15 protein-coding genes, 2 tRNA genes and 2 rRNA genes (1 of these 19 only partly in view) are annotated in these 18373 nt (G+C 60.5%); 12 read left to right on the top strand and 7 right to left on the bottom strand.

The genetic code is table 11. The features are described 5' to 3' along the window. The 11 genes from ASD02_RS04510 to deoA form a co-directional block, all read left to right on the top strand. Positions 1-2261, top strand: a 23S ribosomal RNA gene (locus tag ASD02_RS04510); it begins 535 nt to the left of the window's first position. A 210-nt stretch (positions 2262-2471) separates the two neighbouring features. Further along, positions 2472-2586 (top strand): 5S ribosomal RNA (gene rrf / locus ASD02_RS04505). 296 nt (positions 2587-2882) lie between these two features. Continuing rightward, positions 2883-2959 (top strand) — tRNA-Met (locus tag ASD02_RS04500). 25 nt (positions 2960-2984) lie between these two features. Next, a tRNA-Met gene (locus ASD02_RS04495) sits at positions 2985-3061 on the top strand. Positions 3062-3419: 358 nt separating this feature from the next. Then, entirely contained in the window at positions 3420-5738 is a 2319-nt protein-coding gene (locus tag ASD02_RS04490; protein ID WP_057219987.1) for a heavy metal translocating P-type ATPase, read from the top strand. 249 nt (positions 5739-5987) lie between these two features. After that, positions 5988-7523 carry an ABC transporter ATP-binding protein gene (locus tag ASD02_RS04485; RefSeq protein ID WP_025425376.1) on the top strand — a complete coding sequence of 512 codons (1536 nt, stop codon included), beginning with the start codon at positions 5988-5990 and terminating at the stop codon, positions 7521-7523. After that, entirely contained in the window at positions 7520-8653 is a 1134-nt protein-coding gene (locus tag ASD02_RS04480; protein WP_025425377.1) for an ABC transporter permease, read from the top strand. The genes ASD02_RS04485 and ASD02_RS04480 overlap by 4 nt, the downstream gene beginning before the upstream one ends. A gap of 4 nt (positions 8654-8657) precedes the next feature. Further along, on the top strand, positions 8658-9629 hold the full coding sequence (locus ASD02_RS04475) for an ABC transporter permease (RefSeq protein WP_057204426.1): 972 nt from the start codon (positions 8658-8660) through the stop codon (positions 9627-9629). Between the two features lie 4 nt (positions 9630-9633). Beyond that, complete coding sequence (locus tag ASD02_RS04470; RefSeq protein WP_025425379.1) at positions 9634-10026, top strand: cytidine deaminase; 393 nt, start codon at positions 9634-9636, stop codon at positions 10024-10026. After that, a complete protein-coding gene (locus ASD02_RS04465; protein ID WP_025425380.1) occupies positions 10023-10829 on the top strand; it encodes a purine-nucleoside phosphorylase in 807 nt (268 codons plus the stop codon). Before ASD02_RS04470 ends, ASD02_RS04465 begins: the two co-directional genes overlap by 4 nt. Continuing rightward, complete coding sequence (gene deoA / locus ASD02_RS04460) at positions 10826-12142, top strand: thymidine phosphorylase (RefSeq protein ID WP_025425381.1); 1317 nt, start codon at positions 10826-10828, stop codon at positions 12140-12142. The genes ASD02_RS04465 and deoA overlap by 4 nt, the downstream gene beginning before the upstream one ends. Here deoA and ASD02_RS04455 read toward each other — a convergent pair. From ASD02_RS04455 to ASD02_RS04425, 7 genes are all read right to left on the bottom strand, one after another. After that, positions 12135-12665: a TIGR02281 family clan AA aspartic protease gene (locus tag ASD02_RS04455; RefSeq protein ID WP_057204423.1), complete on the bottom strand. Its 531-nt coding sequence runs from the start codon at positions 12663-12665 to the stop codon at positions 12135-12137. The two genes, deoA and ASD02_RS04455, sit on opposite strands and share 8 nt — an antisense overlap. Before the next feature lie 143 nt (positions 12666-12808). Beyond that, the gene (upp, locus tag ASD02_RS04450; RefSeq protein WP_025425383.1) at positions 12809-13438 is read right to left on the bottom strand and encodes a uracil phosphoribosyltransferase; all 630 of its coding nucleotides are present in this window, start codon (positions 13436-13438) and stop codon (positions 12809-12811) included. A gap of 234 nt (positions 13439-13672) precedes the next feature. Further along, the gene (locus ASD02_RS04445; RefSeq protein ID WP_025425384.1) at positions 13673-14641 is read right to left on the bottom strand and encodes an adenosine deaminase; all 969 of its coding nucleotides are present in this window, start codon (positions 14639-14641) and stop codon (positions 13673-13675) included. After that, a complete protein-coding gene (locus tag ASD02_RS04440) occupies positions 14638-15858 on the bottom strand; it encodes a phosphopentomutase (protein ID WP_025425385.1) in 1221 nt (406 codons plus the stop codon). Before ASD02_RS04440 ends, ASD02_RS04445 begins: the two co-directional genes overlap by 4 nt. Before the next feature lie 242 nt (positions 15859-16100). Next, positions 16101-16676, bottom strand: a complete 576-nt coding sequence (locus ASD02_RS04435) for a TadE/TadG family type IV pilus assembly protein (protein ID WP_025425386.1) — start codon at positions 16674-16676, stop codon at positions 16101-16103. A 23-nt stretch (positions 16677-16699) separates the two neighbouring features. After that, entirely contained in the window at positions 16700-17335 is a 636-nt protein-coding gene (locus ASD02_RS04430) for a TadE/TadG family type IV pilus assembly protein (protein WP_025425387.1), read from the bottom strand. 117 nt (positions 17336-17452) lie between these two features. Further along, positions 17453-17875, bottom strand: coding sequence for a pilus assembly protein N-terminal domain-containing protein (locus ASD02_RS04425; RefSeq protein WP_025425388.1), 423 nt, complete (start codon positions 17873-17875; stop codon positions 17453-17455). Positions 17876-18127: 252 nt separating this feature from the next. Between ASD02_RS04425 and ASD02_RS04420 the strand changes: the two genes are divergently transcribed. After that, on the top strand, positions 18128-18307 hold the full coding sequence (locus ASD02_RS04420) for a Flp family type IVb pilin (protein WP_025425389.1): 180 nt from the start codon (positions 18128-18130) through the stop codon (positions 18305-18307). Positions 18308-18373: the final 66 nt, after the last annotated feature.

Genomic DNA, 18373 nt, shown 5'->3' with positions numbered 1-18373 from the left:
AGTGAAATAGAACCTGAAACCGGATGCCTACAAACAGTCGGAGCCCGCAAGGGTGACGGCGTACCTTTTGTATAATGGGTCAACGACTTAGTGTGACGAGCAAGCTTAAGCCGATAGGTGAAGGCGCAGCGAAAGCGAGTCTGAAYAGGGCGTTCAGTTCGTCGCATTAGACCCGAAACCGAGTGATCTAGCCATGAGCAGGTTGAAGGTTGGGTAACACCAACTGGAGGACCGAACCCGCATCTGTTGCAATAGATTGGGATGACTTGTGGCTAGGGGTGAAAGGCCAATCAAACTCGGAAATAGCTGGTTCTCCGCGAAAACTATTTAGGTAGTGCGTCGACCGAATACCCTCGGGGGTAGAGCACTGGATGGGCTATGGGGACTCACCGTCTTACTGATCCTAACCAAACTCCGAATACCGAGGAGTACTAGTCGGCAGACACACGGCGGGTGCTAACGTCCGTCGTGAAGAGGGCAACAACCCTGACCTCCAGCTAAGGTCCCCAAGTCATGGCTAAGTGGGAAAGGATGTGAGGATCCCAAAACAACCAGGATGTTGGCTTAGAAGCAGCCATCATTTAAAGAAAGCGTAACAGCTCACTGGTCTAATTAAGGGTCTTTGCGCCGAAAATGTAACGGGGCTAAAGCCATGCACCGAAGCTGAGGATACGTCGCAAGACGTGTGGTAGCGGAGCGTTCCGTAAGCCTGTGAAGGGATACCTGTGAGGGGTCCTGGAGGTATCGGAAGTGCGAATGTTGACATGAGTAACGATAAAGAGGGTGAGAGACCCTCTCGCCGAAAGACCAAGGGTTCCTGCTTAAAGTTAATCTGAGCAGGGTTAGCCGGCCCCTAAGACGAGGCGGACACGCGTAGTCGATGGGAACCACGTTAATATTCGTGGGCCTGGTGGTAGTGACGGATTGCTTAACTTGTACRYTCTTATTGGATTGGGTGTGCAGGGACGCGGTTCCAGGAAATAGCTCCACCGTATAGACCGTACCCGAAACCGACACAGGTGGTCAGGTAGAGTATACCAAGGCGCTTGAGAGAACTATGCTGAAGGAACTCGGCAAATTGCACGCGTAACTTCGGAAGAAGCGTGACCCTTTTTGACGCAAGTCAGAAAGGGTGGCACAGACCAGGGGGTAGCGACTGTTTATCAAAAACACAGGGCTCTGCGAAGTCGCAAGACGACGTATAGGGTCTGACGCCTGCCCGGTGCTGGAAGGTTAAGAGGAGGGGTGCAAGCTCTGAATCGAAGCCCCAGTAAACGGCGGCCGTAACTATAACGGTCCTAAGGTAGCGAAATTCCTTGTCGGGTAAGTTCCGACCTGCACGAATGGCGTAACGACTTCCCCGCTGTCTCCAGCATAGACTCAGTGAAATTGAATTCCCCGTGAAGATGCGGGGTTCCTGCGGTCAGACGGAAAGACCCCGTGCACCTTTACTATAGCTTTACACTGGCATTCGTGTCGGCATGTGTAGGATAGGTGGTAGGCTTTGAAGCAGGGACGCCAGTTCTTGTGGAGCCATCCTTGAAATACCACCCTTATCGTCATGGATGTCTAACCGCGGTCCGTTATCCGGATCCGGGACAGTGTATGGTGGGTAGTTTGACTGGGGCGGTCGCCTCCGAAAGAGTAACGGAGGCGCGCGATGGTGGGCTCAGACCGGTCGGAAATCGGTCGTCGAGTGCAATGGCATAAGCCCGCCTGACTGCGAGACTGACAAGTCGAGCAGAGACGAAAGTCGGTCATAGTGATCCGGTGGTCCCGCGTGGAAGGGCCATCGCTCAACGGATAAAAGGTACGCCGGGGATAACAGGCTGATGACCCCCAAGAGTCCATATCGACGGGGTTGTTTGGCACCTCGATGTCGGCTCATCGCATCCTGGGGCTGGAGCAGGTCCCAAGGGTTTGGCTGTTCGCCAATTAAAGCGGTACGTGAGCTGGGTTCAGAACGTCGTGAGACAGTTCGGTCCCTATCTGCCGTGGGTGTAGGAATATTGACAGGATCTGTCCCTAGTACGAGAGGACCGGGATGGACATATCTCTGGTGGACCTGTTGTCCTGCCAAGGGCATAGCAGGGTAGCTATATATGGAATGGATAACCGCTGAAGGCATCTAAGCGGGAAACCAACCTGAAAACGAGTATTCCCTTGAGAACCGTGGAAGACTACCACGTTGATAGGCTGGGTGTGGAAGTGCGGCAACGCATGAAGCTTACCAGTACTAATCGTTCGATTGGCTTGATCGTTCCCATTGCTYATGCTCATCATTGATGAGCAGTCCTCACGCGCCAAAGGCGCTGCGGACGGCGCGCCGGACAACCGGCGGCTCGGCTCTGCCGGCTGCTGGAATTATCCGGATAAGCGCAAAAGACGTGTTCAAAACAAGTGAAGTGAAAACTTCAGCCAGCTTCTCATTCGGTTTGCCCCAGCTAAGGGCAAATCTTGCGCTTTGCCGACCTGGTGGTTCTGGCGGGGTGGCTGCACCCGTTCCCATTCCGAACACGGCCGTGAAACGCCCCAGCGCCGATGGTACTTCGTCTTAAGACGCGGGAGAGTAGGTCGCTGCCAGGTCTGCAAAACGCAAGATAAAAAAACCGCCGCTCCCCTTCGAGGCATAGCCGAGAAGGACAAGGCAGCGGCGAAAACAAACCGAAAATCTTCTCTGAACAAACGCTCGGCCAAGCCGAAACGCAAGGGCCGCCTACAAGCGGCCTTTTTGCTTGGTTAAACTCGCAGTAACAAACGGGATTTTGCTTCGCAAAACCCGAACCGGATTAAAGCATAACCGCTAAAGCGGTTACGCAACCGCGATAAACCGCACAGCGGTTTACGCACCGGATAAACCGCAYAGCGGTTTACCGAGATGGCGCGGGGTGGAGCAGCCCGGTAGCTCGTCAGGCTCATAACCTGAAGGCCGCAGGTTCAAATCCTGCCCCCGCAACCAAATCAANAGCGGTTTACCGAGATGGCGCGGGGTGGAGCAGCCCGGTAGCTCGTCAGGCTCATAACCTGAAGGCCGCAGGTTCAAATCCTGCCCCCGCAACCAAATCAAAMAAAAAGCCCGCRAGACCGAAAGGTCCGCGGGCTTTTTGGCGTTCAGGGGCAAAGAAAACAAAACCGGCTAACCGCCAAGCGCGCCCAGAACAAAGTCCAGGACCTTCGGTCTAAGAAGACGATGGCCCACGATGGCCCACGGCAGCCTGCAATATGCAACGAAGGCCTACAGTCCGCTATCTCTGGTTTGCCCTCATCCGCCAGAGATAGGCCATGCCCTTTTCAAGCATGCGGAAACGACTCCGCAAGGCAGCATTCGGCGAAAAACTTCGCTTGGTCGTGCAATTTGGCCTTGCAGCTCTAGTCACTAGAGGTCGTAGCCTTGCGTCAAGATATGCAAGGAGCAGGTCATGGCAGCAAATATTCGCGAAAACCGATATCGGGTCGAAGGCATGGATTGTGCTTCCTGCGCATCGAAGATCGACACCGCCGTCAGGCGCATGCCTGGTGTTGAAGATGTCTCGGTTTCCGTTGCCGCGGGCACGATGTCGGTCAAGCATGCCGACGACGGCGATCTTGCCGCGAATATCGTCAGCCGGGTCGGAAAGCTCGGTTACCGGCTGCATCCGATTGCCGCCCACCAGAAGCCCGCGGTTGTCGCCATACACACTTGCTCGGGCGATCACGACCATGACCATCCTCACGATCACGATCACGATCACGATCACGATCATGGGCACGGCGACAAGCATGAGAAGCACGCGCATACCAACGACCACGAACATCAGCACAGCCACACCGCGGCCGGGGCAGCTTCATCGCAGCAGCCCAGTTCCCATGCCCATGATCACGGGCCAACGAACGGCCCCTGGTGGCGCTCGGCCAAGGGCCGGCTGACCATCGCCTGTGGTCTGGCTCTGGCCGCCGCCTATGGCCTTGGGCATCTTGTTCCGGCCACCGAGCCCTGGATCTTCACGCTTGCCATGCTGGTCGGCCTGCTGCCGATTGCGCGGCGCGCCTTCGCAGCGGCGACCTCGGGCACGCCGTTCTCGATCGAGATGCTGATGACCATTGCGGCGGTGGGTGCCGTCTTTATCGGCGCGACGGAGGAAGCGGCGATGGTCGTGCTGCTCTTCCTCGTCGGCGAACTGCTGGAAGGCGTCGCCGCCGGCAATGCGCGGGCCAGCATTCAATCGCTGACGGCGCTCGTGCCGAAGTCGGCCTATCTCGAGCGCAGCGGTCGGGTCGATGAGGTCCCGGCGGATAGCCTGGCGGTCGGCGCCGTCATTCTCGTCCGACCCGGCGACCGCGTTCCGGCCGATGGCATCATCCTCTCTGGCGAAAGCGCCGTCGACGAGGCACCGGTCACTGGTGAAAGCACGCCGGTGCACAAGGCAGTGGATGATGCGCTTGTCGCCGGAACGGTGAATGGCGACGGGGCCTTGCGCGTACGCGTCACGGCTGCGGCCTCGGACAATACCATTGCCCGAATCGTGCGGCTCGTCGAGGAGGCGCAGGAGAGCAAGGCGCCGACCGAACGCTTTATCGATCGCTTCTCGCGCTACTATACACCGGCCGTCGTTGTTGTCGCCGCCCTGGTCGCGATCCTTCCGCCACTTCTGGGCAGCGGCGTCTGGAGCGAGTGGGTCTACAAGGGGTTGGCGATCCTGCTGATCGGCTGCCCCTGCGCCTTGGTGATCTCGACTCCGGCTGCGATCGCCGCCAGCCTTTCGGCCGGTGCCCGCCGCGGCCTGCTCCTGAAGGGCGGCGCCGTGCTTGAAAATGTCGGCAAGATCACCGCCGCAGCATTCGACAAGACAGGTACGCTCACCGAAGGCAAACCGCGGGTGACTGATATCGTCGGCTTCGCCCGCGCCGAGAACGAGGTGCTGGGCTTGGCCGCAGCTCTTGAGCAGGGATCGAGCCATCCTCTGGCACGGGCAATCCTGCAGCGCGCCGACGAGCTGAAACTGCAGGTCCCGGGCATCACGACGGTCAAGGCTATCGGCGGCAAGGGTCTTGAAGGCGTCGTTGGCGCCGCCACCCTGTTCCTCGGCTCGCCCCACGCTGCCGATGACCGCGTGCCGATGTCGCCTGATCAGAAGGCGCGCATTGCGGCTCTGAACGACGAGGGCAAGACGGTCTCGGTGCTGATCTCCGGCAATGAGATTATCGGCGCCATCGCCATGCGTGATGAGCCGCGCCCGGATGCGGCAGTCGGCGTCAAGGCGTTGACCGACGCCGGCATTCATGTGGTCATGCTGACTGGCGACAACCGCCGCACGGCGGAGGCGATCGGCCGTCAGTTCGGCATGGAGGTGCGCGCCGAACTGCTGCCGCAGGACAAGCAGCGCATCGTTGGAGAATTGAAGAAATCCGGCTTCAATGTTGCCAAGATCGGAGATGGCATCAATGATGCGCCGGCGCTCGCTGCAGCCGACGTCGGCATCGCCATGGGCGGCGGCACGGACGTGGCGTTGGAGACCGCCGACGCGGCGGTGTTGCACGGCAGGGTCAGCGATGTCGCCGCGATGGTCCGGCTTTCCCGCTCTACAATGCGAAACATTGTCCAGAATATCACTATTGCGCTTGGCCTGAAGGCTGTTTTCCTCGTCACCACGATTGCGGGTATCACCGGTCTGTGGCCGGCCATTCTCGCCGATACCGGCGCCACGGTGCTTGTGACCATGAATGCGCTGCGCCTGCTGCGGCCCGTCCAAACCGCTTGAAGCAAAAGCATAAAACTGAACCGGCGGCATCGAATGCCGCCGGTTTTTTGTTGCGATTACGGCCGATCTGCCTGTGTATATTCACGCTGGACTCTCATCAGCGATCCGGTGAGAGTATAAGGAGATCTCGATTGAGGGCTTCCGTGCCGGGAAATCGATGATAAACTTATACCAAATGGTAAAAAAATCGCCGGCACGGTTTCTGGGAAGAAGACCGAAGCGGGCCAGTTTGGGGATCGTAAGGCCAATATGGACAGTATTGCCATCGAACTGCGTGGGATCGACAAGAGCTTCGGTCCGGTTCACGCCAACAAGAATATCAATCTGAAAGTCCGCAAGGGTACGATCCACGGCGTCATCGGTGAAAACGGTGCGGGAAAATCGACCCTGATGTCGATCCTGTACGGCTTTTACCAGGCCGATAGCGGCGAGATTCACGTCGATGGCAAGCAGGTCTCGATCCGGGATCCGAATGCGGCGATCGCTGCCGGCATCGGCATGGTGCACCAGCACTTCATGCTGGTCGAGAACTTCACCGTTCTCGAAAACGTCATGCTCGGCGCGGAAGAGAGCCAGATCCTCAACAAGGGCATTGCCAAGGCGCGCATCGAGCTGAAGCGGCTGGAGCGCGAATACGCGCTCGAGGTCAATCCGGATGCCGTGATCGAGGAATTGCCTGTCGGCTTGCAGCAGCGCGTCGAGATCCTCAAGGCGCTCTATCGCCGGGCCGATATCCTCATTCTCGATGAGCCCACCGGCGTGTTGACGCCGGCCGAGGCCGATCATCTCTTCCGCGTTCTCGAACAGCTGAAGAGCCAGGGAAAGACCATCATTCTCATTACCCATAAGCTCAGGGAAATCATGGCGATCACCGACGAGGTTTCGGTGATGCGCCGCGGCGAGATGGTGGCAACGCGCACGACGGCGGAAACCTCGGTCGAGGAACTCGCCGAGCTGATGGTCGGCCGCCGCGTGCTGCTGCGCGTCGAAAAGGGCGAGGCCAAGCCCGGCGATGTCAAGCTTTCGGTCAACGGTCTGACCGTCAAGGACGGCCGCGGCGTCACCATGGTCGACAATGTGTCGTTCAACCTTAGGGCCGGCGAGATCGTCGGCATTGCCGGCGTCGCCGGCAATGGCCAGTCGGAACTCCTGGAGGCGATCTCCGGTATCCGCCGTGCCGTTTCCGGCGAGGTGCACCTCAATGGCAAGCCGATCGACGTCACCGGCCATGCCGACCCCAAGGAGCTGCGCGATCGTGGCCTCGCTCATGTGCCGGAAGACCGGCACCACGTCGGCCTAGTGCTGAAATTCGAGGAATGCGAAAACGCCATCCTCGGCTATCACCATGACAAGCGCTACCTCAACGGCGTCTTCCTGAATGTCGACGCCATCCGCAAGGATGCCGAGCAGCGGATCGCCGAATACGACATCCGTCCGCCGAACGCCCGGCTGAAGACCGCGAATTTCTCCGGCGGCAATCAGCAGAAGATCGTTCTCGCCCGCGAGATGGAGCGGGGGCCGGACGTGCTGATCATCGGCCAGCCCACCCGCGGCGTCGATGTCGGCGCCATCGAATTCATCCACAAACGGATCATCGAGATGCGCGACCAGGGCAAGGCTGTCCTGCTTGTTTCCGTCGAACTCGATGAGATCCGCGCCCTGTCGGACCGTATCCTGGTCATGTTTGCCGGCCGTGTCGTCGGCGAGCGCGATCCCGATGCGACCGAGGGCGAGCTGGGCCTGCTGATGGCCGGCGTCGAAGGCCGCAAGGAGGCCGCAGAATGAGCAATCCCTATGCAAAGCTTCCAGGTTGGGTCGAATACGGCCTCGTCCCGCTGGTCAATCTCGCCGTCGCGTTTCTGGTTGCCGGCCTCGTGGTTCTGCTCGTCGGCGAAAATCCGTTCGAGGCGGCCTATCACCTGATCAACGGTGCCTTCGGTCGCGGCGAATATATCGGCTTCACGCTCTACTACGCCACCACCTTCATCTTCACCGGCCTTGCGGTCGCGGTCGCATTCCATGCCGGGCTTTTCAACATCGGCGGCGAGGGCCAGGCCTATGTCGGCGGCATCGGGGTCGCGCTCGCGTGCCTCTGGCTCGACCAGACGATGCCGTGGTTTGTGGTCTTCCCGCTGGCGATCATCGGTTCGGCCGCTTTCGGCGCTGCCTGGGCGTTTCTGCCCGGCTGGCTGCAGGCCAAGCGCGGCAGCCACATCGTCATCACCACGATCATGTTCAATTTCATCGCGTCGAGCCTGATGGTCTATCTGCTGACGCGGGTGTTGAAGCCGCTCGGCTCGATGTCGCCGCAGACGCGCACCTTCGCCGAAGGCGGTCAGTTGCCCAAGCTCGATTGGCTTCTGGGGATCTTCGGGCTCGATATCGGCACGGCGCCATTCAACGTTTCGTTCCTGCTGGCCCTTGTCGCGGCCTTCGGCGTCTGGCTCCTGATCTGGCGCACCAAGCTCGGTTACGAGATGCGCACCATGGGCCACAGTCCGTCGGCCGCGCGATATGCCGGCATGAGCGAGAGCCGCATCACCGTCATCACCATGATGATCTCCGGCGCGCTTGCCGGCATGATGGCGCTCAACCCGATCATGGGTGAGCAGGGCCGCATGCAGCTTGATTTTGTCCAGGGTGCAGGCTTCGTCGGCATCGCCGTCGCCCTCATGGGCCGCTCGCATCCGGCAGGCATCATCCCGGCGGCCGTTCTCTTCGGCGTGCTCTACCAGGGTGGGGCGGAGATCTCGTTCGAAATGCCGTCGATCTCGCGCGACATGATCGTCATCATCCAGGGCCTCGTCATTCTGTTTGCTGGCGCCCTTGAAAACATGTTCCGGCCGGCGATCACCCGGTTGTTTTCCACATCCAGCCGGCGCGCCGCGGTCGTTGCCCAGACCAAGGGAGCTTGAAGCCATGGATTTCTTCCACGTCATCGTGGTGCTCCTCGAGTCCACCATCCGCGTCTCCGTTCCGCTGATCTTCGCAGCCCTCGCCGGTCTCTTCACCGAGCGTGCCGGTATCTTCGATATCGGCCTTGAAGGAAAAATGCTGGGCGCCGCCTTTGCCGCCGGCGCGGTCGCAGCGATCACCCAATCCGTCTGGCTGGGACTGCTTGCGGGCATCCTCATCTCGATCGCCCTGTCCCTTGTCCACGGCTATGCGTCGATCACCCAGCGCGGCAACCAGATCGTCTCCGGCGTTGCCATCAACTTCATCGTCGCGGGTTCCACCGTCATCCTCGGTGAGGCCTGGTTCCGTCAGGGCGGGCGCACGCCGGCACTGGCCGAAGGTGCAAGGTTCCAGACGATCACTTTTCCCTTCGCGGACGCCATTCGCGATGTTCCCTTCATCGGGCCGATCTATGCCGATCTGCTCTCCGGGCATTTCATCCTGACCTATGTGGCCTTCGCCATGGTGCCGCTCAGCTGGTGGATCCTCTACCGCACCCGCTTCGGCCTGCGGCTCCGTGCGGTCGGGGAGAACCCGGGTGCCGTCGACACCGCCGGCATTTCGGTGGTCTGGATGCGGTACCGCGCCGTCATCTGCTGCGGCATCCTGTGTGGCTTTGCCGGCGCCTACCTGTCGCTGGCGATGACCGCCGGCTTCGTCAAGGGCATGACCGCCGGCAAGGGCTACATCGCGCTTGCAGCGCTGATTTTTGCCAAATGGCGGCCATTCAACATCATGCTTGCCTGCCTGCTGTTCGGCTTCCTCGATGCGTTTGCGATCCGCCTGCAGGGCAATCCCCTGCCGCTGATCGGCCAGGTGCCGGTGCAGCTGATGCAGGCATTGCCCTATATTCTCACCGTCATCTTGCTTGCCGGCTTCATCGGCAAGGCAATCCCGCCGAAGGCCGGCGGTGTCCCCTATGTGAAGGAGCGGTAAGGCTATGGAAAACGAACTCTTCGAAGCCGCACGCGAAGCGATGGCCAAGGCGCATGCGCCCTATTCCAAGTTTCCGGTGGGCGCCGCGATCCGTGCGGAAGACGGCCATATCTACACCGGCGCCAACATTGAAAACCTCTCCTTCCCGGAAGGCTGGTGTGCCGAGACCACGGCCATCAGCCACATGGTCATGGCCGGCCAGCGCAAGATCATGGAAGTCGCCGTTATCGCCGAGAAGCTGGCGCTCTGCCCGCCTTGCGGCGGGTGCCGGCAACGGCTTGCGGAGTTTTCCGGCGCCAGCACGCGCATCTACCTCTGCGACGAGACGGGCGTGAAGAAGACGCTCGCCCTGTCCGATCTGCTACCGCACAGCTTCGAGACCGAGATCCTCGGATGAGCAGCGCTGCTGAATTCCTGAGGGGCAGGCTCGGCGGCCTGGCTCCCCGCTATGGTATTGTCCTTGGTTCAGGGCTTGGGACGCTCGTCGAAGCGGTCAGTAACCCGACACGCATTTCCTATGCCGACATCCCGGGTTTTCCCGTCAGCAGCGTTTCTGGCCATGCCGGCGAACTCGTCGCAGGTTTGCTCGGCGCCGTCCCGGTCGTCATGCTGTCCGGCCGGGTGCATTACTACGAGAGCGGCGATGCCAACGCGATGCGCGTGCCGCTGCAGACGCTGAAGAAACTCGGCGTCGAAAATCTCGTGCTCACAAACTCCGCTGGCTCGCTGCGTGATGATCTGCCGCCGGGTTCGGTCATGCGGATCTCGGATCACATCAACTTTTCCGGATTCAATCCACTGATTGGCGTCGAAAGCGACGATCGCTTCGTCGGCATGACCAACGCCTATGACACCGAGCTTGCGACGCGCATGCGGCGCGCGGCCGACCGGATGGGCATTCCGCTGCAGGACGGCGTTTACATGTGGTTCTCCGGGCCGAGCTTTGAAACGCCAGCGGAAATTCGCATGGCGCGCGTGCTCGGCGCCGATGCGGTCGGCATGTCGACCGTGCCGGAAGTCATTCTCGCGCGCTTCCTCGGCCTCAAGGTTGCTGCAGCGTCGGTGATCACCAATTTCGGCGCGGGCATGACGGGCGGCGAACTCAGCCATCACGAGACGAAGGACATGGCGCCGGTCGGCGGCAAACGCCTGGCCGCCATTCTCAAGGAGATGATTTCCACGGACGCGGCGGTTCAGTGACCATGCTTCCCCAGGAGATCATCCGCCGCAAGAGAAACGGCGAGCGCCTCGAGGCGGCAGATATCACGGGCTTCGTCCGCGGCCTTTCCGATGGTTCGATCTCGGAGGGTCAGGTCGCTGCCTTCGCTATGGCTATCTGGTTTTCGGGCATGAGCCGGGACGAGACGGTGGCGCTGACGCTCGCCATGCGCGATTCCGGCGAAACCCTCGACTGGAGCAGCATCGGCCGACCCATTGTCGACAAGCATTCCACCGGAGGCGTCGGCGACAACGTCTCGCTGATGCTTGCCCCGATAGTCGCAGCATGCGGTTTGGCCGTGCCGATGATCTCGGGACGGGGATTGGGGCACACGGGCGGCACGCTCGACAAACTCGAATCCATACCCGGCTATGATATTCAGCCGTCTGCTGCGCTATTCCGAAAGACGGTCGACGAGGTCGGCTGCGCCATCATCGGCCAGACCGCCAATCTGGCGCCCGCCGACAAGCGGCTCTACGCCATCCGTGACGTGACGGCGACCGTCGATTCAGTTCCGCTGATTACCGCATCGATCCTTTCCAAGAAGCTTGCCGCCGGGCTGCAGTCGCTGGTGCTCGACGTCAAGCTCGGCAATGGCTCGTTCATGGGCGATGCTGGCGAAGCCGAGGCACTCGCCCGGTCGCTAGTTGATGTCGCCAATGGTGCCGGCGTTCGCACGTCGGCATTGCTGACGGATATGAACGAGCCCTTGGCCGATGCGGCTGGAAACGCGCTTGAAATCCGGAACTGCGTCGCCTTTCTCAAGGGCGAGAAAAGCGGCACCCGCCTTGAAACCGTGGTCATGGCTTTCGCCGCGGAGATGCTCGTCGCGGCCGGTGTGGCAGTCGACCCGGTAGCCGGCGAAGCATTGGCGCGCACGGCGCTTGCAAACGGTGCAGCGCTTGAGCGTTTCGCCAGGATGGTTTACGCGCTCGGTGGTCCCGCCGATTTCGTCGAGCGTCCCGAACAGCACTTGGCGCCTGCCCCAGTTATCCTTCCGGTGGAAGCAGAAAGAGACGGCTATCTACAATCCTGCCGGACCCGTGACCTTGGCATGGCCGTCATCGCTCTGGGTGGCGGTCGGACACATCCGAACGACAGGATCGATCATCGGGTCGGCTTTGCCGAGCTGAAACCGTTGGGAACGCGAGTTGCCGAGGACGAACCGATCGCCTTCGTCCATGCGGCGGACGAGACCGCGGCCGAACATGCGCGGCAAGAGCTGCTGGCGCTCTATACGATCGCCGACGCTCAGCCTGAGGTGCGCTCGCCAATCCTTTCAAGGATCACCTGACCAGATGCAGCGCGCCGTTTTCGACGCGGTAGGACGATAGTCGGCCGAGGAAGCTCATGCCGACGAGCATGCCGGCAAGCGCCTTGTCGGGCAGCACCAGGGCGTCGACGTCGCGCAACGATATGCCGCCGATTTCGACCCTCGTCAGCTTGGCCCGCGCTGCATCGACATCGCCATTGGCCGTTCGAACGCGTGCGTTGAAAGTAAGCGCTCCGGCAGACAGGCCGAGCCTGCGCGCGGTCGAGACATTGATCGCGATGGTGCTGGCGCCGGTATCGACCATGCCCCGTTCGGTGCGGCCGTTGATGCGGAACGCTCCGAAGAAATGGCCCGAGCGGTCGGCTTCGAGCACCACGCCTTTTCCCGAAGCATATTTCGCCGTCGTTGCCGGAAGGGAGTTGTTCACCGCCGGTTTGTCCGTGGCGGCAGTCTCAGCGCTCGAGAGATAGGAACTCGCGAGGTCAGGAATGACCAGGGCCGCAATAGCGATACCGCCGGCGAATGTCAGCAGACGGACGAACATGGCCTGACCTCCCGCGCATCGGGCCGCAGACGCCCGCGCCGATGAAGTCCAGTAGAGCAGGGGATGGCTAATGCGATACAAAAAAGCCGCCGGTTTGCCGGCGGTTTTTCATCAATTTTGCGCTCTGGTTAAGAAACGGAAAATTACTTGGTTCCATACATGCGGTCGCCGGCATCGCCGAGCCCGGGCATGATGTAGCCGAGTTCGTTCAGGTGGCTATCGATCGACGCCGTGAAGATCGGCACATCGGGGTGGGCGGCCTGGAAATTGCGAATGCCTTCGGGCGCTGCGAGCAGGCAGAGGAAGCGCAGGTTCTTCGCGCCACGTTCCTTCAGCTTGTCGATTGCTGCGATCGAGGAGTTGCCGGTCGCAAGCATTGGATCGACGACGATGATCAGGCGCTCGGACAGGCTTTCGGGCGCCTTGAAATAATACTCTACCGGCTTCAGCGTCTCGTGGTCGCGATAGACGCCGATATGGGAAACGCGGGCCGACGGCACGAGTTCGAGCATGCCTTCAAGCAGGCCGTTGCCGGCGCGCAGGATCGAAGCGAAAACGAGCTTCTTGCCTTCGAGCACCGGTGCGTCGATCGCCTGCATCGGCGTCTCGATGCGCTCCATCGTCAGTTCCAGATCGCGCGTCACCTCGTAGCAGAGCAGCGTCGAGATTTCCCGAAGCAGCCGCCGAAAACCGGCGGTCGAGGTTTCCTTCTTGCGCATGATGGTCAGCTTGTGTTGCACAAGCGGATGATCAATCACTGTAACGCCGTCCATGGCCACCTTCCCCGAAGTTTATGTATCCGCCCTTTTTCCATGGAATGCTCCGCGGCCGCAAGGGCGTTGGGCGGCTCGTTGTGTTCATCCCCAACCGCGACCACCCGCGCTACGGCATAATTCCCTAAATCGGAATCGATTTAAGGAGAAAATTATGCAGCAAGCTTAAAGCGCTACCGCGTCCTTAACGCGTCAAATTTGACGCGCGGCGCTGTAGGTGAACGCAAGGCTCGGTCAGATTAGGGCAAGCAGTTTCTGGCGGGTCGACTCGTCGACGAAAGCCGCCTGGATCGCCGTCCTAGTCATGCTATTGATGTCGTCGTCGCCGAACCCCATCACCGAAGAAGCTATGTCATATTCCTGGGCTAGCGAAGTGTGGAAGAAGGGCGGGTCGTCGGAATTGAGCGTCACCCGCACCCCGGCGCCATGCAGCGTCCGCAAGGGGTGCGAGGCGAAGTCCGGGAAGACCTGCAGGGAAATGTTGGATCCGGGGCAGACCTCCAGAACGACGCCGTCGTCGGCAAGCCGCTTGACGAGATCGGCGTCTTCGATCGCCCGCACGCCGTGGCTGATGCGCGACGGCCTGATATGGTCGAGCGCATCGCGCACACTGAAGGCGCCGGAAAGCTCGCCTGCGTGAATGGTCAAACCCAGGCCGGCGTCACGGGCGATATCGAATGCCCGGGCAAAATCGGCGACGCGGTGCATGCGCTCCTCACCCGCCAGATTGAAGCCGGTGACCAGCGCATGGTCTCTCCTGGCGGCAAATTCGGCCGTCTTGGCGACCGATTCCGGCCCGAGATGACGGATGCCGGTTATCAGCATGCGCGATTCGATCCCGGTCTTTGCCTTGGCGGCCTCCATGCCGGCGGCAAGCCCCTCAAGATAAGCGTCGGCCCCGAGGCCGATCGTGTTGCCGTGATCCGGCGAGACGATGATCTCGCTGTAGATCGTTCCGACCTCCGCCAGTTCCGTCAGATAGGCTTCGGCCAGAAGTGCATAGTCTTCCTGCGTGCGAAACAGCGAGGCGACACTGTCGTAGCACTTCACGAAGCTGGTAAAGTCTGTCCAGACATAGGCTCGGTCGGCGATGATCTCGCTGGTGTCGAGCCCGTACTTCTCCGCCTGCAGCAGCGCCAATTCCGGCGGTGTCGCGCCCTCGATGTGGCAGTGCAGTTCCGCCTTCTTCAGATGTGCGGTCAAATGAGGCTTCTCCCATGTAGGCCGGGTGCGATCCCGAGATGTCTGGCGACCGTTTCGCCGATATGCGCAAAGGTATTGGCAACGCCGAGCGAACGGCTGCGCACAGCCGGGCCGAACATCAGCACCGGCACGCGCTCGCGCGTGTGGTCCGTTCCGCGCCAGGTCGGGTCGCAGCCATGGTCTGCCGTGAGAATGACGATATCGCCGGGTTTCAGCCGCCGGTCGAGATCGGGCAATCGTGCGTCGAAGGCTTCAAGCGCCGCGGCATAGCCGGCGACATCGCGGCGGTGGCCGAAGAGCATGTCGAAGTCGACGAAGTTGGTGAAGACGAGGTCGCCATCCTCCGCCTCGTCGATCGCCGCCAGGCTGGCGTCGAAGAGCGCCATGTTGCCGTCCGCCTTGGTCAGCTTCGTCACGCCCTGATGGGCGAAGATGTCGCCGATCTTGCCGATCGCATGCACGGTGCGCCCCGCTTGCGCCAGCCGGTCGAGGACCGTCGGCTCGGGCGGCAGCACCGAGTAGTCGCGCCGGTTGCCGGTGCGGGCAAAGGTCTGCGCGTTGTGGCCGATGAAGGGACGGGCGATAACGCGGCCGATATTGTAGTCGTCGAGCAGGCGCCGGACGACCTGGCAGAATTCTAGCAGGCGCTCCAGGCCGAAGGTGTGCTCGTGGGCGGCGATCTGAAAGACGCTGTCCGAGGAGGTGTAGCAGATCGGCTTTCCCGTTCGCATATGCTCCTCGCCGAGGCGCGCGATGATATCAGTACCGGAGGCATGGCAGTTGCCGAGAATGCCGGGAATGTCGCCCTCGCGGCAGATCGCTTCGACCAGTTCGGCGGGAAACGCGTCGCCCTCGGCCGAGAAATAGCCCCAATCGAACGTGACCGGCGTTCCGGCGATCTCCCAATGACCGGATGGCGTATCCTTGCCGCGCGAGACTTCGCTGGCAGCGCCATAGGCACCGTAGACCCGGCCCGGAACCGGCATGCCAATAGGCACGCGGCCCGTGGCCAATTTCGCCGCATGCACGAGCCCGAGCGCAGACATGTTGGGAAGGTGCAGCGGGCCTTCGCGCACACCGGCGCGATCTGCGGCGCCCGTCGCGCAAAACTCGGCGATGTGACCAAGCGTGTCGGCACCCAGGTCGCCATAGGTTTCGGCATCCGGCGCACCGCCTATACCGAAGGAATCGAGGACAAAGAGAAACGCGCGCGCCATGAAAGTTCCGGTAAGCCGAAGCGCGGGGCAGGGCCTGCGTTCCGGTGCTGCAACGAGCGCGGACGCAGATGCCGCCAGCGCAATCCCGAAGGAATACCGCCGGCGACGCCGCAATGCAATTGGCCTCGACTACAGCGCTGCGCGTCTTATTAGACGCGCAAAGGTCGCTGTAGTACTTTGAATGGCTGCATGTTTTGATCCTTAAATCGGATAGGATTTAAGGAAACATGCAGTGGCCCCGGTCAGCAATCCGGGCACTTTATGGTTTCGGCCTGGCGTGAGCGGAAATACGCGGTTTTGGACAAATCTACGGTGTTCGTGCTGGATGCAAGGCTCGGCGCGAACAGCAACAGTCCATGCTCCACGATCAGCTCCGTACGGATGACGAAGGCCGTGGTCGCCGTAAACTGGCTCGGAACGGTGGTGGTCGAGTTGACGGCATACGGCACCGCGCCGTTTTGGTCGCGCGACCAGACGACGGTTCCCGTGTTCGTTCCGCTGACCTCGATGCCGGTAATCTTGAGCGTGTATTTTGAACCTTCGTACGGGGCAAGGATGCTTTTCACCACATTCGACATGTTTCCCAAATAGGTCTTGTTGACCTCGCTTTGCTGGGAAACCAGATCGGCAACGGCGCTGGCGGCACGCGCAGCCTTGCCGGCTACGGTAAAGCCGAGCGATAATTCGAATGCGCCGACGTAAATCATGATCAGCAGCGGCGTGACGATGGCAAATTCGACACCGCCAAGCCCGCCCCGGTCTTTGAGCAGCGAGCGGAAGCTTGCGAAGGTCAGGCGGATTGCCGTCATCCAGTGCATCGCTAAAGTCTTCACGACGCGCCTCACTCGTTTTCTGTGCGGAAAGTGGTTGTGGAAACCATGAGATAGTCTTTAGGCATGCTGGATCCGGCCGGGCGCAGGTTGGTCACAAATGGCCTGATGAGATCGGTCATCACACTCCAGCGATAATACGCGCGCATGACGTTGAAGGAGCCGGGTCCGCCCGGCGCAAACTTCAGGTCGGCTGTCTTGAGATCCGACGACGACGACGAGGGGTCCATTCGCGGGATGAGCACCGGGAATTTGGTGAGATCGGTGACACTTCTGACGTCGATATAGAGCTTCGAGGCTTGGGCAGCCTCCGTCGCCGAGCACGTCAACATCACCGAGATTTCCTCGCAGAATGCCTGGCGAAACTTTGTCTCGTCCATATCAGTCGCCGTCTTGCCACGGTTGAAGGTGATCTCGCCGGTCCGGATCTTTCGCGCCATCGTTTCCGTGGCGTTTGCCAGCAGCTGGTCGCCGTAGAAGGCGGCGAATGTTTCGATGGAGGCGAAAATCACCATAAAGAAGGGAAGAGCCAGTATCGCGAACTCAATGCTCGCGGTGCCCTTTCTGTCGCGCCGGAAACGCCTCAATAAGCCCCTTGTGGGCTTTGCGGCCTTTTGGGGCTGCAGTGTTTCCTGCTCGATGCTCATCGCGCCGTCCCATCATGTTACGCCTGACGGAGACACAAAGTAGGGAGTAACTATTGATATTTCGTTGGCGATAATCGCGGGTATTTTAGTGAATTTCCAGTGTTTCTCGCAGTTTGCTCAGCTCCCACCACTTGCGGTTTTGCGCTCCACATGCCGCTCGCAACTTGGCGTACAGGAAAGGACTGTGCGCGACGTCTGTCGATAGACGCGCAGAGTGTTTGCTTCGTCGATCGACACGAGAATTTGCTCGTCGACGATGGCGTTTCCGTCCTGATCGAGGATGACAAGATTCGTCGTGCCGAAGCTGCGGCCGGTAATGACGATCGTGCGGGCGTCGGCCACCGTCGCATCTGCAACTTCCGCGTTGCCGATGATGACTTTGGCGACCGGCCGGTCGAGCTTGAGCACCCGTGCATGGTCCATGTAGACGCGCATCATATCGTCCTGCGCGCTTGCGGCCGACGCCGCCATCAGCGAAAGCATGCCGAGGATCGTGAGTGTCAGCGTGGCGGTCCGGTTGGCCGCGAGGGGCAAAATCATGGCAGGTCCCTGAGATGGCATTCGCCCCATCATCGGCACTCTTGGTGAATGAATCGTTAAGTCGGGTCGGCGCATCCTAAGCCGGCACATTTCCTATTCGCTTACCCAAAAATCAGCGGTGGGCCGTTAATCTTTTGGTAGCTGTCTTCCTTAAGCCGATAGCAATTCGCCAGGACTAGGTTGAGCTCATCCGATCAACGGCAACAGTTGGCGGACGTGCTGAACAACAATCGTGAAGTTAGGAGAATCATCATGAAGAAGATTTTTGCCCGTCTGATGAAGGACGAGTCCGGCGCAACCGCCATCGAATACGGCCTGATCGCCGCTCTGATTTCGGTTGCGCTTATCGGTGGAGCGACGGCGTTGGGCGACAAGCTGAACACGCAGTTCACCAACCTCGGCTCGTACATGAAGGTTACCCCGGCTCCTTGATCACTGCCTCTTTCTCTGAGGGCAAGGCGAGGTTCCGCCGGCGATCAGCTTAAAGTGCGGGGCCGC

Origin of the sequence: Ensifer sp. Root1252 (assembly GCF_001425885.1) — a bacterium.
GTDB classification, from domain to species: domain Bacteria; phylum Pseudomonadota; class Alphaproteobacteria; order Rhizobiales; family Rhizobiaceae; genus Ensifer; species Ensifer canadensis.
Note: the sequence above shows the minus strand (reverse complement) of the source record. Positions and strands in the feature narration are given on the sequence as shown.

Excerpts from the sequence above, each read along its gene's own strand:
- ASD02_RS04490 (WP_057219987.1), top strand. The coding sequence starts at position 3,420 with ATGGCAGCAAATATTCGCGAAAACCGATATCGGGTCGAAGGCATGGAT.
- ASD02_RS04485 (WP_025425376.1), top strand. The coding sequence starts at position 5,988 with ATGGACAGTATTGCCATCGAACTGCGTGGGATCGACAAGAGCTTCGGT.
- ASD02_RS04480 (WP_025425377.1), top strand. The coding sequence starts at position 7,520 with ATGAGCAATCCCTATGCAAAGCTTCCAGGTTGGGTCGAATACGGCCTC.
- ASD02_RS04475 (WP_057204426.1), top strand. The coding sequence starts at position 8,658 with ATGGATTTCTTCCACGTCATCGTGGTGCTCCTCGAGTCCACCATCCGC.
- ASD02_RS04470 (WP_025425379.1), top strand. The coding sequence starts at position 9,634 with ATGGAAAACGAACTCTTCGAAGCCGCACGCGAAGCGATGGCCAAGGCG.
- ASD02_RS04465 (WP_025425380.1), top strand. The coding sequence starts at position 10,023 with ATGAGCAGCGCTGCTGAATTCCTGAGGGGCAGGCTCGGCGGCCTGGCT.
- ASD02_RS04455 (WP_057204423.1), bottom strand. The coding sequence starts at position 12,665 with ATGTTCGTCCGTCTGCTGACATTCGCCGGCGGTATCGCTATTGCGGCC.
- upp (WP_025425383.1), bottom strand. The coding sequence starts at position 13,438 with ATGGACGGCGTTACAGTGATTGATCATCCGCTTGTGCAACACAAGCTG.
- ASD02_RS04440 (WP_025425385.1), bottom strand. The coding sequence starts at position 15,858 with ATGGCGCGCGCGTTTCTCTTTGTCCTCGATTCCTTCGGTATAGGCGGT.
- ASD02_RS04435 (WP_025425386.1), bottom strand. The coding sequence starts at position 16,676 with ATGCACTGGATGACGGCAATCCGCCTGACCTTCGCAAGCTTCCGCTCG.
- ASD02_RS04430 (WP_025425387.1), bottom strand. The coding sequence starts at position 17,335 with ATGAGCATCGAGCAGGAAACACTGCAGCCCCAAAAGGCCGCAAAGCCC.
- ASD02_RS04425 (WP_025425388.1), bottom strand. The coding sequence starts at position 17,875 with ATGATTTTGCCCCTCGCGGCCAACCGGACCGCCACGCTGACACTCACG.
- ASD02_RS04420 (WP_025425389.1), top strand. The coding sequence starts at position 18,128 with ATGAAGAAGATTTTTGCCCGTCTGATGAAGGACGAGTCCGGCGCAACC.